The sequence below is a fragment of the Dyella sp. genome (assembly GCF_036568765.1).
In the GTDB taxonomy this organism is placed as follows: Bacteria; Pseudomonadota; Gammaproteobacteria; order Xanthomonadales; family Rhodanobacteraceae; genus GSA-30.
Genome location: NZ_DATCRY010000028.1, coordinates 19,852 through 34,562, shown reverse-complemented (window position 1 = coordinate 34,562; position 14,711 = coordinate 19,852). Strand labels below are relative to the sequence as shown.

The following is a 14,711-nucleotide window of genomic DNA, read 5'->3' as shown; positions in this document are numbered from 1 at the left end:
GCGAAAGACGCATGCCCGAACGAACCCGCCGAAACGTTGAACGCAATGCGGATCGGCGGCAGGCGCTGCTGTTCCCACGCACGAATCTGATTGCATACCGCCTGCATCACCCACACGTCGATGCGCCGGATCAACCCGAGGCTCTCGGCGAGCGGAATGAACTCGTCCGGCATCAGGTCGCCGCGATCCGGATGGCGCCAGCGCAACAAGGCCTCGGCCCCGATGATGCGGCCGGTACGCAGATCTACGCTCGGCTGGTAGACCAGATAGAATTCGCCGCGCGCCAGCGCCAGACGCAAATCCGCCCCTAGCAGCAACCGCTTGCGTGCATCGGCAAGCATCAGCGGCGTGTAGAAACGATACGCGTTACGCTCTTCCGTCTTGGCTGCGTACATCGCCGCGTCGGCATGGGTAATGAGGGTAATCGGGTTGCTGCCATCCAGCGGATAGCCGGCAATACCGATACTCGCGCTGAGCACGATCTCGTAATCGACTACCTGCAGCGGCTCGGACAGACGCGCCAACAGGCGATTGGCGAAAGGCGCAGCTTCTTCGCGGGTGCGCAGGCCGGTCAGCAGCACGGTGAACTCGTCGCCACCGATGCGACCGGCCACGTCGCCCTCGCCCAACTCCGCGCGGATGCGTTCGGCCACCTTGACCAGCAGATGATCGCCAATGGCATGGCTATAGCTGTCATTGACGACCTTGAACGCATCCAGGTCGACGAACAACACCACTGCCGCGCCATGCTGACGGGTAGCCACATCGATCGCGCGGGCGCAATGGCGTTGGAATTCGTCGCGGTTGGCCAGGCCAGTGAGGGGGTCGTGTGTAGCCAGGTATTCCAGCCGTTGCCGATCTGCCTTGGTAGCGGTGATGTCGGTAAACACCGCTACGTAGTGCTGTACCTGTCCGTCGGTATCCCGGATCGCACTGATACTCAGCCATTCGGGGTACGTGCTGCCGTCACGGCGACGGCTTTGCACCTCACCGACCCAGCTGCCACCCCCCTCGATGTCTTTCCAGATGGTTTCCGGCAGCGGTTGCCCGTTGGGCAAGCAGCGCGTGGCGTCGAACGGCTTATTGTGCATCGCCTGCGCGGAATAACCGGTAATGCGCGAATGCGCCGCGTTCACGGTGATGACCACGCGCTTTGCGTCGGCAATGATCACGCCCTCGACCACGCTGGCCAGGGCCTCGGAGGCGATGCGACGCTCCTGCTCCATCGCCATGCGCTCGGAAATGTCGCGAATGATCGCCTGGCGTACGGAGCGCTCTCCCCAGGTCGCCAGGCTGCTCTGCGTTTCCACCGGACGGTCGCGGCCGTCGCCGCCGCGCAGGGTGCTGATCACCGACGCTCCGACCAGGCGCGCACTGCCCGGCATGAAAAGGTCGGCGAAGCTGCTGCCGATGAGGTCCGACATGGCGCGACCGGTCCACACCGAGGCTGTCCGATTGACGTCCAGGATGCGCCCGCTGTGCTCGTCGACCATGACAATGGCATCGGCGGCGCTGTCGAACAACAACCGGTAGCGTTCCTCGGTACCCCGGATATTGGCCAAAACGCGTTTGGCCATGCGCAGCCAGAGCAAGAGCGCCAGGCACGCGGCAGCCATCACGCTGATGAACAGCACCCGGCCCAGCCAGGCCGCACCGTGCGCAATTTCCAACGAGAAGCGGTTCGCACGCGGCTCGATGAACATGCTCAGGTCATTGATACGGCTACGCTGGCGCGCCACTTCCTCGGGCGGCAGAGCGCCTTTGGCATAGCTGCGCTCCAGTTCGTTGGCTATGGTTTCCAGCTCTTCCAGCGGCCGGTCCACCGAACGCCATGCCTGCAACGCCTCCTTCATGTAAGGAGCATCGGACACGTACTGGAACATGAAGATCATGCCCGGAATGGCCTCGGGGATGACGCTGCCACGCAGGAATGCGTTCGTAACCTGCTGATGATCGAACCTGCCACTGAAGATGGCATCGCGAGCCCAGCGGTCGGCTTTCAGCACATCATAGTTTCGCCTGAAACTTTCAAGCGAGGCAGGACTGCCCTCGACGGCATAGTTGTCCAGGTCGATCACCGACTGCTTCTGCGCCTTCGACCAAATACTCTCGCCGTTTAGGAAACCGGCGAGAGTGACCTGGACCTGCAGTGCTCCCCAGGTCAGGGCAAGCACTAGCGCCATGATGCACGCCAGCACATAGACCAGCGGCATCAGGCGTCGTGACAACGGTTTTTGTACTTCGTCTTGGACGTTACGCATCGCGTCCTTTTTCCATTGTCTTCACATCACGAACCGATGCGTATCGCCCGCCTCGCTCAGGCGGCCGCTTCGCTAACCGCCCACGGATCGCGATGCACATCCATACACCTGTCTAGCGTAATGCGCATACTTACATAACTGCGCCGTACACACTCCCCAAGATAGGCCACCTCGGCCGAAGACGGGGAGGCGCCTACCAGCGTACAGACAATTTCAAGCGCTTCCCAGGGATGGGTATCGTCGTAGGCGGCATGCAACTGCAGCCAGCGCAGGCTCTTGGTCCGGGACTCCGCCGGCATGCTGTCCGTATAAGCGGCGCTGGCGTATACAAGTTGTGACCATTCGCCCGTAGCCCCCTCCACGGCATAGTTGGTCGCCACCATACCTGCAGCCAAGGGGCCGTGACTGCTGATTTCCTCACACCAATTTGCAAGCGCCTCGGTTCCATGCGGTGCTTGTCCATGCAGAACCTCCTCACGGGAGACCCCTGCGCCTTCGGCCCAGTTGAGCCAGTGCTCGGCGTGATTCTGCTCCACACGAATGTTCCGTACCAGCCAGCGGCGGGCCATGTTGTCCCCGGGGCTGCGACCGAAGCGGGTCTTGAGCAGGTTCAGAGCCATGTAGCCCGGGAACCGCTCGATAACCGGCCAGACACCGACCATGAAATGCCGGGTGCCGACGCGGCCGAGTTTGCCCTCGCACATGGCCGGCCAGATCTCGTGGCCGATCACCCCCTGCTTGGCCTCTTCGCTTTCCAGAACCATGTCCTGCGCCCATTGCGGGTAGCTGGACAAGTCCATCAAGTGGCCAGTGCGCTCAAAGCGAACGTTCATACTTCATTCTCCTTCAGAGTCAAAGGCAGGGGCCAGTTGGCCTCTGCCGGGTTTCCAGCCACGGGAGATCCTATGGCTGTCGTAATCCGGCGCCACAAGGCGGCGTCGGAATTCGTTTGACCCTTACCCGACAACGAAGGCAGATAGATGAGTTCGGTCTGGCTCGCCGCGCGGGATCCGCTCATGGCGGCGCCCGCGCGAGGCGCCAATCAAAGCATGGGCAGTTTGAGTCCCTGTTCTTTGGCGCACTGGATAGCCGCGTCGTAACCGGCATCGGCGTGGCGCATGACCCCGGTTGCCGGGTCGTTCCACAGCACACGCGCGATGCGCCGGTCAGCTGCCTCGCTGCCGTCGCAGACGATCACCACGCCCGAGTGCTGGGAATAGCCCATGCCGACGCCGCCGCCGTGATGGAGACTGACCCAGGTCGCGCCGCCAGCGGTGTTGAGCATGGCGTTGAGCAGCGGCCAATCGCTGACCGCATCGCTACCGTCGCGCATGGCCTCAGTCTCTCGATTGGGGCTGGCGACCGAACCGGAATCGAGATGGTCGCGCCCGATCACCACTGGCGCCTTGAGCTCACCCTCGCGAACCATCTCGTTGAACGCCAGGCCCAGCTTGTGCCGCTGTCCCAGGCCGACCCAGCAGATTCGCGCCGGCAACCCCTGGAAGCTGATGCGTTCGCGCGCCATGTCCAGCCAGTTGTGCAGATGCGGGTCGTCCTTAATCAGCTCCTTTACCTTCTGGTCCGTCTTGTAGATATCTTCCGGGTCGCCGGAGAGCGCTACCCAGCGGAACGGCCCGATGCCGCGGCAAAAGAGTGGGCGCACAAACGCCGGAACGAAGCCAGGAAAGGCAAACGCGTCGGCGCAGCCCTCATCCTTGGCCATCTGACGGATATTGTTACCATAATCGAAGGTCGGCACGCCTTGTAAGTGGAAGGCGAGCATTGCTTCGACGTGCTGGCGCATGGAGTGCTTGGCAGCCTTGGCAGTACCTGTCGGGTCGCTCTTGCGGCGCTCGAACCATTGATCGACTGTCCATCCAACAGGCAGATAACCGTTGACTGGGTCGTGTGCGCTGGTCTGATCGGTGACTGCATCCGGGCGCACACCGCGCCGCACGAGTTCCGGCAACACGTCGGCCGCATTACCCAAAAGCGCCACGGATACGGCACGGCCTTCCGCGGTGTAGCGCGCGATACGCGCCAATGCATCGTCCAGATCGGCGGCCTGCTCATCGACATAACGCGTCTTGAGCCGGAAATCGATGCGGCTCTGCTGGCACTCGATGGTCAACGAACTGGCACCGGCGAGGCTCGCAGCCAGCGGTTGCGCTCCGCCCATACCGCCGAGTCCGGCGGTCAGCACCCAACGCCCCTTCAAGCTGCCGGCATAGTGCTGACGCCCCATCTCGACGAATGTCTCATAAGTGCCCTGCACGATGCCTTGCGAGCCGATGTAGATCCACGAACCGGCAGTCATCTGGCCATACATCATCAGGCCCTTGCGATCGAGCTCGTTGAAATGCTCCCAATTAGCCCACGCTGGCACAAGATTGGAATTGGCGATCAGCACACGCGGCGCATCGGGGTGTGTCGGGAACACGCCGACGGGCTTGCCGGACTGGACAAGCAGCGTCTGATCATCGTCAAGCTCGCGCAAGGCACGCAGGATCGCATCGAAGCACTCCCAGTTGCGCGCAGCGCGGCCGATGCCGCCATAGACCACCAGTTCGGCGGGATTCTCCGCCACTTCCGGATCGAGATTGTTCTGCAGCATGCGGTACGGCGCTTCGCTTAGCCAGCTCTTGCAGGTGAGCGTAGCGCCACGCGGTGCACGGACGACGCGAGCGGTGTCGATTCGGGTGGGAGCGTTCATAACGAGAAAACTCTCAAACTTGCAGGATGGGCCTTCGATTATGAACACCCCCGCCCGAGGCCGCCATGTGCAGTGCGCAAAATCAGCGTCGGGCAGATGGTATTCATGTCCGAAAACGGCCAGTGCGCGCCCTGCGCCGGTGCTAGGCTGCTATCTATGGATATCCTCCACACAAGCAGCACGCTACCCGATCGCCGGATCTGCGACCAGGCCAGGGCAAGTCGCGACATGCGCTTCGACGGCCTGTTCTTCACCGCCGTCACCAGCACCGGCATCTATTGCCGGCCGGTGTGCCCCGCACCGTCGCCCAAGCCGCAGAACGTACGCTACTACGCCACAGCGGCTGCGGCCGAAGCGGCTGGTTTCCGCCCCTGCCTGCGTTGCCGCCCCGAACTGTCGCCGGGTAACGATAGTTCGCGGCATGGCGATCACATCGTCGCGCGCGCCTTGAAATTGATCGAAAACGGCGCGCTCGACGATTTGTCGCTGGAGGCACTCGCCCAACGCGTAGGTGTCGGCTCACGCCAGCTACGTCGGCTGTTCGTGGACAAACTCGGGGCACCTCCGATCCACGTGCACACTACGCGCCGCCTGTTGTTCGCCAAGCAACTGCTCACCGAGACGGCCATGCCGATCGTCGACGTGGCTATGGCATCGGGATTCGGCAGTCTGCGCCGCTTCAATAGCGCTTTCGCCCAAGCCAACTGCATGTCACCGCGCGAATTGCGCCGTCGCCCACTTGCAGCACCCGGCGAAGCATGGACGCTCCGGCTTGGCTACCGCCCACCCTACGACTTCGCCGCATTGCTTGCCTTCCTGCGCAATCGCGCCCTCCCGGGTGTGGAACAGGTGGACGATCAAAGTTACTGGCGCGTGTTCGGCAACGCCGACGCACCCGGGTGGCTGCACTTGAGCGCATGGCCCGGTAGCGAAACCGCTTTGCAATTGCGCCTGCATTGTCCCCAACCGCAGCAGATGCTACCGATTGTGAGCCGGCTGCGCCGCATGTTCGATCTCGATGCGGACCCACAGTCCATCGACCGGGTGTTGCGCAGCGACCGCTTGCTCAAACCGCTATTGCGTCGTCATCCTGGACAACGCCTGCCCGGCGGCTGGGATGGTTTCGAGATCGCCGTGCGCGCAATCCTCGGGCAACAGGTTTCGGTGGCTGCGGCGCGAACTTTGGCGACACGTATCGTGCATCGTTATGGCACGCCGGTCAGCGTCCCTGGCGCGCCGACACTGGAGCGCCTGTTTCCTGGCCCGGAACGCCTCGCCGACGCCGATCTGGGCATGCTCGGGTTGACCCGCGCCCGCGCCGATGCGATCCGCGGTGTGGCGCGCGCCATGCTCGATGGCCGCGTGGACTTTCGCAGCGAGCAGCCGCTCGACGAATTTGTGGAGCGCTGGACGGCACTGCCGGGGATCGGCGAATGGACGGCGCATTACATGGCCATGCGAGCACTCAGCCATCCCGATGCCTTCCCCGCTGCAGACTTGATCCTGCGCCGCGCCGCCGCCGAGGGTGGCGATGCGTTGAGCACCAAGGCACTGCTGGGGCGCGCGGACGCATGGCGCCCATGGCGCGCTTATACCGTCATGCATCTATGGCGATCGGCAAGCGACTCTGCTGCACGCACCACAAAGGCAAGCGCATGAGCGAGACCATTTACTACGACGACATGCCCAGCCCGGTGGGCACATTGCGATTGTTTGCCGACAGCCAATGCCTGCGCCAGATCTGGTTTCCGCGCGAACGGCACCCAAAATCCATGCAGGCCGACTGGGCTTTCGAACCTGCGGCGCTCGCCTTTGCCCGCGAGCAGTTGGAAGCGTATTTCGCTGGCGTGCGCCAGACGTTCGACCTACCACTGCGTCCCATAGGCACACCGTTTCAATGCGAAGTATGGCGGGCGTTGGCCGACATTCCATATGCAACCACAATCAGCTATGGCGAGCTGGCGCGACGCATCGGCCAACCCGCGGCGATGCGCGCAGTAGGCGCCGCCAATGGCCGGAACCCCATACCGATCGTGCTTCCCTGCCATCGCGTGATAGGCGCCAACGGCAGCCTCACGGGTTTCGGCGGTGGCTTACCGACCAAACGCTGGCTGCTGACCATGGAAGACCACGTAGCTAACGGCGATCTGTTTTCCATCCGATCGCAGTAATCGCTCTCCTGAATTTCTCTGCGACAGGTGACGGCAACCGGGGCAAGCCCCCAAACGCCATGGCTAACGCGAACTCGCGCGCGCCGGCTCGCTGACAGGTGGCGATACCGCGTTGCGATAACGGTCGATCAGATCCTGCTGCTCTGCGCGCGAGCGATCCTGATTGGCACTCTGCGCCGCGTTCGTTTGGTTCAACAACGCTTTGTTGTTGGCGTTAGGCAGGTTTGCCGTGTTCTGGATCGCCTGCTGCCGCTGCTGGCGCTGCTGCTCGCGTTGCAGTTGATCGGTGGTTTGTTGCTGTTGCTGCGCTTGTTTGTATTGGTACGCCGAAGCAGGCGGTTGATAGACATGTGGCGCTGGCGGTGGCGCCGCGGGCTTGGGTTTTGCCTGCGCGAAAACCGGCCCGGCAGCCAACAGCACGGCCCATATCGCCAGGCGCAAGAAATGACGACCCAGAGCAGCAACGAAACTCGGACGTGTAATAGTCATACAAGTACGCGATCATGGTGGGATTGTCTGCGTCGATTTTACGGACTTGTCTATGAAATTCCTGTTTTGTACGGTACTGCTGGTCGCCACGATATTCAGCACAGGTTGTGCCGTCACCCCCTCGACCGTGCGCTCCCCGGCCGAGCATGCCGCCCCCATGCCGCTGCTGCTGATCTCCATCGATGGTTATCGTGCCGATTACATCGATCGCGGCCTTAGCCCTACTTTATCCATGCTCGCGCAAGAGGGTGTGCATGCCGACGCGATGCAACCGTCGTTTCCGTCGCTGACCTTCCCCAACCACTACACCCTGATCACCGGCCTGCGACCGGACCATCACGGGATCGTCAATAACACCATGACTGACCCTGCGTTGGGCCATTTCTCACTGGGCAACCGTGACGCGGTCAGCGATCGCCGCTGGTGGGATGAAGGCATGCCGCTCTGGGAGACCGTACGCGAGCACGGCATGAAAAGCGCCACGATGTTCTGGCCGGGCTCTGAAGCGCCGATCCAGGGGCATCATCCGGATTACTGGAAACCGTACGACGGTAAGGTGACACCTTCGCAACGGGTCGATCAGGTATTGGCCTGGCTCGACTTGCCCGCTGCGGAACGCCCGGCCTTTCTGACTCTTTACTTCGATGCAGTCGACCATGCAGGCCATGAGTACGGACCGGATACGCCGCAGGTCAACCAGGCCATCGCCGAAACCGATGCCGCGCTGGCGCGACTGGTCGCGGGCCTGAAGCACCGTGGTTTACTCGATCGCATCAACATCATCGTCGTTGCCGATCACGGCATGGCAGCGGTGCCGAAAGAAAACAGCGTACTGCTGGACAAGCTGTTCGACGTGAACAAGGTCGACACGGTGAGCCTGGGCGTATTGGCCGGCTTCAACCCAAAGCCGAATGACACGCAAGCCTTCGCCGCCGTGGAGACCCAGCTGGAACAGCCGCAGCAGCATATGCAGTGCTGGGACAAGGCGCACGTGCCTGCGCGGCTGGCCTACGGCCACAATGCACGCGTCCCGCAACTGCTATGCCTGGCCGATGTGGGCTGGCGCATTGCTACCACCGACTCGCTGGCCAAGCGCAATGGCAAAGTCAGCATAGGCGAGCATGGCTATGACAATGCCGATCCGCGCATGCGCGCCTTGTTCGTCGCACATGGCCCGGCGTTCAAGGCCGGCATACGCGTCAAGGAGTTCTCCAATGTGGACGTATACCCGCTGATGGCGCACTTGCTCGACGTTCCTGCGGCAGCCAACGACGGCAACTACGACGACGTCAAAGGCATGCTCAAGTAAGCCGGCATTTTCGACGCCTCGTCCCGAAACGATCGGGACGGTGATTCAGAAAGTTCCTATCAAAAAACCGATCTCCCTGTAGCAGCGACTTTAGGGAACTGGAAAAGCCTCCGTTTTCATCGTCGCCTCGGCGCCTACCGGGATGACGAATAGGAAGGAGTTTTTGGAGATTCCCTTTAGTCGCGACAATCGTGCCTTACCGCGGGCGCTTGTCGCGACTAAGTCGCTCCCTAGGCTTCGATCTCTCCAAGGCCGGGTCGGCTCGGAGCTTTTAACGCGCCCCCGTCAGGCTACCGTGCGCTCACCGGAAGTTATCGATGGTTCCACCAATGGCGCAAGGCGATACAGCCCTGCCGCAATCAGCAAACCGAACAACAACAACGCACCGACAAACAGCACGACACCATGCCAGCCGCGCGCGGCATAGAACAGACCGCCAGCCGCACCGGCAATGCTGGAACCCATGTAGTAGCAGAACAGATAAAGCGACGACGCTTGCGCCTTGGCCGAACCCGCCCGGCGACCGACCCAGCTACTGGCGATCGAATGTCCGCCGAAAAAGCCGAACGTCAGTATCGTCAGACCGCCTATCGTCAACCAAAGCGAATCGGCCAGAGTTAACGCGGTACCGCCAAGCATCAGCACAAATGCCGTCCACAGTACCTTGCGTCGGCCGAGCTTGCCGGCCAGATACCCCATCCAGGTCGAGCTGAAGGTACCGACGAGATAAACTCCGAAGATCAACCCAACCGTGGCCTGACTCAAGCTGTAGGGCGGCGCGAGCAGACGATAGCCAAGGTAGTTATAGACTGCGACAAAAGCGCCTAGCAGTACGAAGCCCTCCACGAACAACCAAGGCAAACCGGGATCGCGGAGCGTCGTAGCAAAACGTCCAAGCAACATCCGTGCGGTGAGCGGAGCGGAGATAAAATAACGGGATGGTGGCAAGGTGCGCCAGAACACCAGCGCGGAGATCAAGCCAAGCAAGCCGACTGCCGCGATGCCCGCACGCCAACCGAACCAGCCGGCCAGCACACCCGAAAGCAACCGGCCACCCATGCCACCGATAGCACTACCGCTGATGTACAGCCCCATTCCCAACCCGACCGAATCGGGATGCATCTCTTCGCTGAGATAAGTCATGGCCACCGCCGGTAAACCGCTCAGACTCAAGCCAAGCAAACTGCGCAGCAACAGCAGCTGGAGCCAATCGCTCGCACACGCCGACAGCAGCACCAGCAAACCAGATAGTACCAAGGACGCCACCATCATCGACTTGCGCCCCCAGGCATCGGACAGACCGCCAGCAAACAGCATCGCGACCGCCAGCACGCCCGTCGTCAAAGAAAGCGATAGCGCGCTGACCGCCGCACCCACACGGAAATCCCGACTAAATTCAGGCATCAGCGGCTGCACGCAATAAAGCAGGCCGAACGTGGCGAGGCCGGCGGCAAACAAAGCCAGGTTGGTCGCACGAAAAGCCGGCGTGCCGTGACGTATACGGTCACCGGCTACCAAGCGATTGGGCCGAAGCAATGAATTCATGACGCTGCAGCATAAGCGATATCCAAAATGGGATCGATAACGATTCCACAATGAACTTATAGGCCATCGCCATAGCTCGGCAAACACACGCGACTTTCGTCAGGTAATGAACGAACTACCTCATCGCCAGCTCACCGCAATCGCCGCCCCCCTCCTGGCATTTCTCAGCGAGAAAAACGCGCTCTTCGCCAAGCGAACCTTTGACGTGAACCGAATACTCATTTACGTAATAGCCATCCCCCGACTCCTTCCTCCATACGAACCGGTTAATTTTGATGCTATCAATCTCCCCGACTTTAAGCGCCAATATCTGATCTTTCTCAACAAACCTAATGACGCGCCTACCTGCTGGCGTCATCGACATCAACGGACTGAACATCAGCCCCGCAAAAAAAATCGCCAGCATCCCAACCATGACGAAACGGAACGTGCCTTCCTTTGTCATCGACCTCATCAAGCGTTACCTGACTGACAGGTCAATAGGCGCCGCAGTACCTTGTAACCCACAAGAGCACAATCAGCTTCGCCGACCAGCAAAAACTTCCTCACACACCCTCCTTGGCAAATCCTTACAACGCATGACTTGCTCAATGCACCGACGGCTTCAGATATCCAATAAAGCACCATCTTATATTTTAGTGCCGCATTACATGGATCGCACCCATCGCCACACCAAGAACTCGTTACGACGAACATCAGCACTACGTAAATCGCAAATTTTAAATAACCAATTCACGAAATACATGTGATTAACCAACAACAACTTAGATGCAAGAAAATCTAATTCACTTCCCACCGACCGCCTCTTCTGGCTGAGGACCTACCGGCAGCCGCCCCACTCATCTGCTACACCTCTTCATTTCAAAGCCTTCAAACACATTCCCTTGATGGCCGTTAACATGACAGGACTAACACCGATGTCCTCCTGCGATAGGCTTCATCCACCCGCCATGGCCTTCTTGTAAATGGGACGATCGCCCGACACGAGCCACAAAAGATAACACACCATGTAACGTGTGCAATCAGACTAACGAGCATCTTCATGTCGTCATTAGGATGCCTGTCCGATCCATCATGACACTCCATCCATATCGGTTTTTATTTATTCCTTTTGTGCAACTACCTTATCCAGGAAGTGCGTGAATCACCATGTGCTTAGGGAACGCTGCATCAGACTTTTCTGCACAATTAACGGTGAATGATGACTTCGTGCACAGGCGCATGTGTCGTCCCAAGCACAAACTCCCGTCACCTTCAGCCTGAACGGGGAACGACGCGATGGGCATGCGGCATTGGGCGGCAACGGTGTTGTTGGGGAGTCTGGCGCTTGTGCCAGCGGCATGGGGCGACGAGGTGCCGCCTGAATTAAGCACGCAGATCGTGAAGACGACTCAGGCGCTGATGGATGCGATCGGCGACGGCAACAAGGTACTATGGCAGAACACGCTGACCGACGATGCCATGATCGTGGACGAGTTCGGCCGCATGCAGAATAAACAGGAGATGGTCGATTCGCTGCACCCCCTCCCTACCGGTTTTTCCGGCAGCATCCAGGTGCGTCAGCCGAAGCTTCGTCGTTACGGCGATACTATTGTGATGCAGAGCGAAAGCTATGAGCAGGAAACGGTATTCGGCCAGCACCTGGTAGTGCGCTACATCAACCTGATGACTTATGTGAAGCGCGGCAACGCCTGGAAACTCGCCTGTTTCCAGGAAGTCACGCTGCCCACGCCGCCACCGAAACTGGACGTCGCCGGATTCAAGCCAGAGGATTATCCGGGCGTGTACCGTTATAGCCCTGATCGCGCCTGGACCTTCAGTGTGAAGAACGGCGTAGTGGGCTATACCACGCGCGCGGATCGCCCGTTCGTGCCGCTCGACCCGGTCGCCAAAGACGTTTTCATGAGTACCGACGACGAGCGTAACTTGCTGGTATTCCGTCGTGATGCAAGCGGGCATGTGATCGAGCTGATCGAACGGCGCAAGTTCAACGATCTGCATCTGCGCCGCGACTCCTGACCACGAAAGGGCCTCAGGCCAATGGCAACCGCATGACTACGTCCAGGCCGCCGCCTTCGGCGTTACGCGCCTGGATGTCGCCGCCGTGGGCGTGCACCACGCGCTGAACGATCGCCAACCCCAGACCGTGGCCTTCCGCGCGCGACGCATTGCTACCGCGATAGAACGGCCGGAACATCAGGCCGAGCTCTTCCTCAGGTACGCCTGGGCCGCGATCGCGAATACCCAGTACGGCTTTATCGCCATCGACGGATAGCCGTGCATCGATCCGGCTCTGCGTTGGCGCAAACTTGATTGCATTGGAGATCAGATTGTCGAGCGCCCGGTCGATAAGCATTGCACTGCCGTACACGACGATTTCGGCCGGGTTGTCGCGCACGAGCTCGATGTGTTTGGCCTGCGCATCGAGCTCTGCCGCGTGCAGACGCTCGGACAGCAGCGCATCGAGACGTACCGGTTCGCGCTCCATGCCAGGCAAACCAGCCTCCAGACGCGACAGCGCGAGCATTTCTCCGGTCATGCGGTCCAGCCTGACAATTTCTCGCTCGGCATGGGCGAAATGTCCTGCCGCCTCTCCGGAGCTGTGGCTATGTTGGGCCAGATCCATGATCAAGTGCAGGCGTGCCAGCGGCGAGCGTAACTCGTGCGAGAGATCCTGCAAGACTCCGCGCTCGTGTGCGATCAAGGTTTCGATGCGCTCGGCCATGCCGTTAAAATCGCGAGCGAGCTGGCCGAGCTCATCATGCTGGCTGCTCCAGGGCGCGCCGATGCGCGCGGAGAACTCACCCGCGGCCATGCGCCGCGTGGCATCGCGCAGCACATCCACGGGGCGCGCGACGCCGCGCGCGACCCACCAGCCGGCGATGGCGATGAACAGCAGCGACAAGCCCAATTGCACGGCCAGGAAGATCTGTTGCCGCGTACGTGGCGAGACACGAGCGCGCGAGCTGCTGGTGGCCACCATTTGCCGCACCGTACCGTCACTGCCAGTGATCTGTTGCACGGCAAGGTAGTAACCGGGCCACGGTTCGAGTTGCACATCGCGCTGGGCATCGAGCAAACCCGGCAATTGCTCACGCAACGACGTGGGCAGACGCAGGATCCGCAGTGGCTGACCGTCTTCATACAGCGTGACATCGACACCTTCGCGGCGTTGCTGGCGCGCCCAGGCATCGAACCCGTCTTTGCCACCGGTCTCGTACGCCTGCGTCGCAGCCTGCGCGATCGAGGGCCAATCTACATCCTGCGCGGAGGAGTATTCGATAAAGCGCCGGGTGAGCACACCGCCCAGCAACAAGGCTAGCAGGTTCACCGCACAGAACCACAGAAGCAAACGCCAGAATAACGGACTGCGGAACGGGCTATTGAAGCGGATCATGCTCGCGCACCGCCCGCCAGCACATAGCCGGCGCCTCGCACCGACTCGATGCGCAACGAGGTTTCTTCCGCCTCGGCCAGTTTGTGGCGCAAGCGACTGACATGTACATCGACGCTGCGATCGAACCGTTCCAGCTCGCGCCCCAACGCGGCACGGGTAAGCGTCGCCTTGTCGATCACTTCGCCGGCGCGTTGCGCCAGTGTCAGCAGCAACAAGAACTCCGCACCGGTGAGGCTGAGCTCCTGCTCGTTCACGTAAGCGCGCCGCTCGCCGGGCAACAGGCGCAATTGGCCGATGGTCAGCGTTGCCGCCCCTTCCACGGTATGGCGGCGCAGTTGCGCACGCACCCGCGCCAACAGCTCACGCGGCAAGCAGGGCTTGGCCAGATAATCGTCGGCCCCCAGCTCCAGGCCGACCACCCGGTCGACCGGCTCGCCTCGCGCCGACAGCATGATCACCGGCAAGCGATGCTGCAGCCGGAGTTCGCGCAAGGTATCGAGCCCGTTCTGTCCCGGCATCATGACGTCCAGGATCACCAGATCCGGCCGCATGGCCGGATCGCGCAAATACGCCAGGGCGGATGCGCCGTCATGCACGACATCCACCTGCAGACCTTCACGGCGCAGGTATTCGGCCAGCAGGCCGCACAGTTCGCGGTCGTCATCGGCAATAAGGATTCGGGGCATGGGTCTGATATGGAAAGTAGTGAGGACAGGGTAAAGCGGGCAGCCGCGCAGGGCGAGATCTTGCGGCGCGGCCTAAGGTTAGGGGCTTGGCAGGGCGTGAAATGCCCTTTCCAACCACAGCTTTACCGATCTTTACCCGA

Annotated in this window: 12 protein-coding genes; 4 read left to right on the top strand and 8 right to left on the bottom strand. The window is 61.0% G+C overall.

Features of this window, described 5'->3' with window-relative positions; all coding sequences use genetic code 11:
* From VIM98_RS02660 to hutU, 3 genes are all read right to left on the bottom strand, one after another.
* Positions 1–2,261, bottom strand: a 2,261-nt coding sequence (locus VIM98_RS02660; protein WP_331991542.1) for a putative bifunctional diguanylate cyclase/phosphodiesterase, incomplete at its 3' end; no start/stop codon positions are given.
* A 56-nt stretch (positions 2,262–2,317) separates the two neighbouring features.
* A complete protein-coding gene (locus VIM98_RS02655) occupies positions 2,318–3,094 on the bottom strand; it encodes a TenA family transcriptional regulator (protein ID WP_331991541.1) in 777 nt (258 codons plus the stop codon).
* Positions 3,095–3,303: 209 nt separating this feature from the next.
* Positions 3,304–4,974: a urocanate hydratase gene (gene hutU, locus VIM98_RS02650; RefSeq protein ID WP_331991540.1), complete on the bottom strand. Its 1,671-nt coding sequence runs from the start codon at positions 4,972–4,974 to the stop codon at positions 3,304–3,306.
* A gap of 156 nt (positions 4,975–5,130) precedes the next feature.
* Between hutU and VIM98_RS02645 the strand changes: the two genes are divergently transcribed.
* Entirely contained in the window at positions 5,131–6,633 is a 1,503-nt protein-coding gene (locus tag VIM98_RS02645) for a DNA-3-methyladenine glycosylase 2 family protein (RefSeq protein ID WP_331991539.1), read from the top strand.
* The gene (locus VIM98_RS02640; protein ID WP_331991538.1) at positions 6,630–7,145 is read left to right on the top strand and encodes a methylated-DNA--[protein]-cysteine S-methyltransferase; all 516 of its coding nucleotides are present in this window, start codon (positions 6,630–6,632) and stop codon (positions 7,143–7,145) included. The genes VIM98_RS02645 and VIM98_RS02640 overlap by 4 nt, the downstream gene beginning before the upstream one ends.
* A gap of 63 nt (positions 7,146–7,208) precedes the next feature.
* Here the strand turns inward: VIM98_RS02640 and VIM98_RS02635 are convergent, their stop codons facing one another.
* Positions 7,209–7,634 carry a hypothetical protein gene (locus tag VIM98_RS02635; protein ID WP_331991537.1) on the bottom strand — a complete coding sequence of 142 codons (426 nt, stop codon included), beginning with the start codon at positions 7,632–7,634 and terminating at the stop codon, positions 7,209–7,211.
* Positions 7,635–7,686: 52 nt separating this feature from the next.
* Here VIM98_RS02635 and VIM98_RS02630 point away from each other — a divergent pair, with 52 nt between their 5' ends.
* Positions 7,687–8,943: an ectonucleotide pyrophosphatase/phosphodiesterase gene (locus VIM98_RS02630; protein ID WP_331991536.1), complete on the top strand. Its 1,257-nt coding sequence runs from the start codon at positions 7,687–7,689 to the stop codon at positions 8,941–8,943.
* Positions 8,944–9,228: 285 nt separating this feature from the next.
* Here VIM98_RS02630 and VIM98_RS02625 read toward each other — a convergent pair whose 3' ends face one another.
* Both VIM98_RS02625 and VIM98_RS02620 read right to left on the bottom strand, forming a co-directional pair.
* Positions 9,229–10,488, bottom strand: a complete 1,260-nt coding sequence (locus VIM98_RS02625) for an MFS transporter (RefSeq protein ID WP_331991535.1) — start codon at positions 10,486–10,488, stop codon at positions 9,229–9,231.
* Positions 10,489–10,603: 115 nt separating this feature from the next.
* Positions 10,604–10,933, bottom strand: coding sequence for a hypothetical protein (locus VIM98_RS02620; RefSeq protein ID WP_331991534.1), 330 nt, complete (start codon positions 10,931–10,933; stop codon positions 10,604–10,606).
* A gap of 833 nt (positions 10,934–11,766) precedes the next feature.
* Here VIM98_RS02620 and VIM98_RS02615 point away from each other — a divergent pair.
* Positions 11,767–12,507 carry a nuclear transport factor 2 family protein gene (locus tag VIM98_RS02615; RefSeq protein WP_331991533.1) on the top strand — a complete coding sequence of 247 codons (741 nt, stop codon included), beginning with the start codon at positions 11,767–11,769 and terminating at the stop codon, positions 12,505–12,507.
* Positions 12,508–12,520: 13 nt separating this feature from the next.
* Here the strand turns inward: VIM98_RS02615 and VIM98_RS02610 are convergent, their stop codons facing one another.
* Both VIM98_RS02610 and VIM98_RS02605 read right to left on the bottom strand, forming a co-directional pair.
* Positions 12,521–13,885, bottom strand: a complete 1,365-nt coding sequence (locus VIM98_RS02610) for a HAMP domain-containing sensor histidine kinase (RefSeq protein ID WP_331991532.1) — start codon at positions 13,883–13,885, stop codon at positions 12,521–12,523.
* Positions 13,882–14,571 carry a response regulator transcription factor gene (locus VIM98_RS02605; protein ID WP_331991531.1) on the bottom strand — a complete coding sequence of 230 codons (690 nt, stop codon included), beginning with the start codon at positions 14,569–14,571 and terminating at the stop codon, positions 13,882–13,884. Before VIM98_RS02605 ends, VIM98_RS02610 begins: the two co-directional genes overlap by 4 nt.
* Positions 14,572–14,711: the final 140 nt, after the last annotated feature.

Coding starts and splice junctions, on each gene's coding strand:
- VIM98_RS02625 (WP_331991535.1), bottom strand. CDS start 10,488: ATGAATTCATTGCTTCGGCCCAATCGCTTGGTAGCCGGTGACCGTATA.
- VIM98_RS02645 (WP_331991539.1), top strand. CDS start 5,131: ATGGATATCCTCCACACAAGCAGCACGCTACCCGATCGCCGGATCTGC.
- VIM98_RS02605 (WP_331991531.1), bottom strand. CDS start 14,571: ATGCCCCGAATCCTTATTGCCGATGACGACCGCGAACTGTGCGGCCTG.
- VIM98_RS02610 (WP_331991532.1), bottom strand. CDS start 13,885: ATGATCCGCTTCAATAGCCCGTTCCGCAGTCCGTTATTCTGGCGTTTG.
- VIM98_RS02615 (WP_331991533.1), top strand. CDS start 11,767: ATGGGCATGCGGCATTGGGCGGCAACGGTGTTGTTGGGGAGTCTGGCG.
- VIM98_RS02655 (WP_331991541.1), bottom strand. CDS start 3,094: ATGAACGTTCGCTTTGAGCGCACTGGCCACTTGATGGACTTGTCCAGC.
- VIM98_RS02620 (WP_331991534.1), bottom strand. CDS start 10,933: ATGACAAAGGAAGGCACGTTCCGTTTCGTCATGGTTGGGATGCTGGCG.
- VIM98_RS02635 (WP_331991537.1), bottom strand. CDS start 7,634: ATGACTATTACACGTCCGAGTTTCGTTGCTGCTCTGGGTCGTCATTTC.
- VIM98_RS02630 (WP_331991536.1), top strand. CDS start 7,687: ATGAAATTCCTGTTTTGTACGGTACTGCTGGTCGCCACGATATTCAGC.
- VIM98_RS02640 (WP_331991538.1), top strand. CDS start 6,630: ATGAGCGAGACCATTTACTACGACGACATGCCCAGCCCGGTGGGCACA.
- hutU (WP_331991540.1), bottom strand. CDS start 4,974: ATGAACGCTCCCACCCGAATCGACACCGCTCGCGTCGTCCGTGCACCG.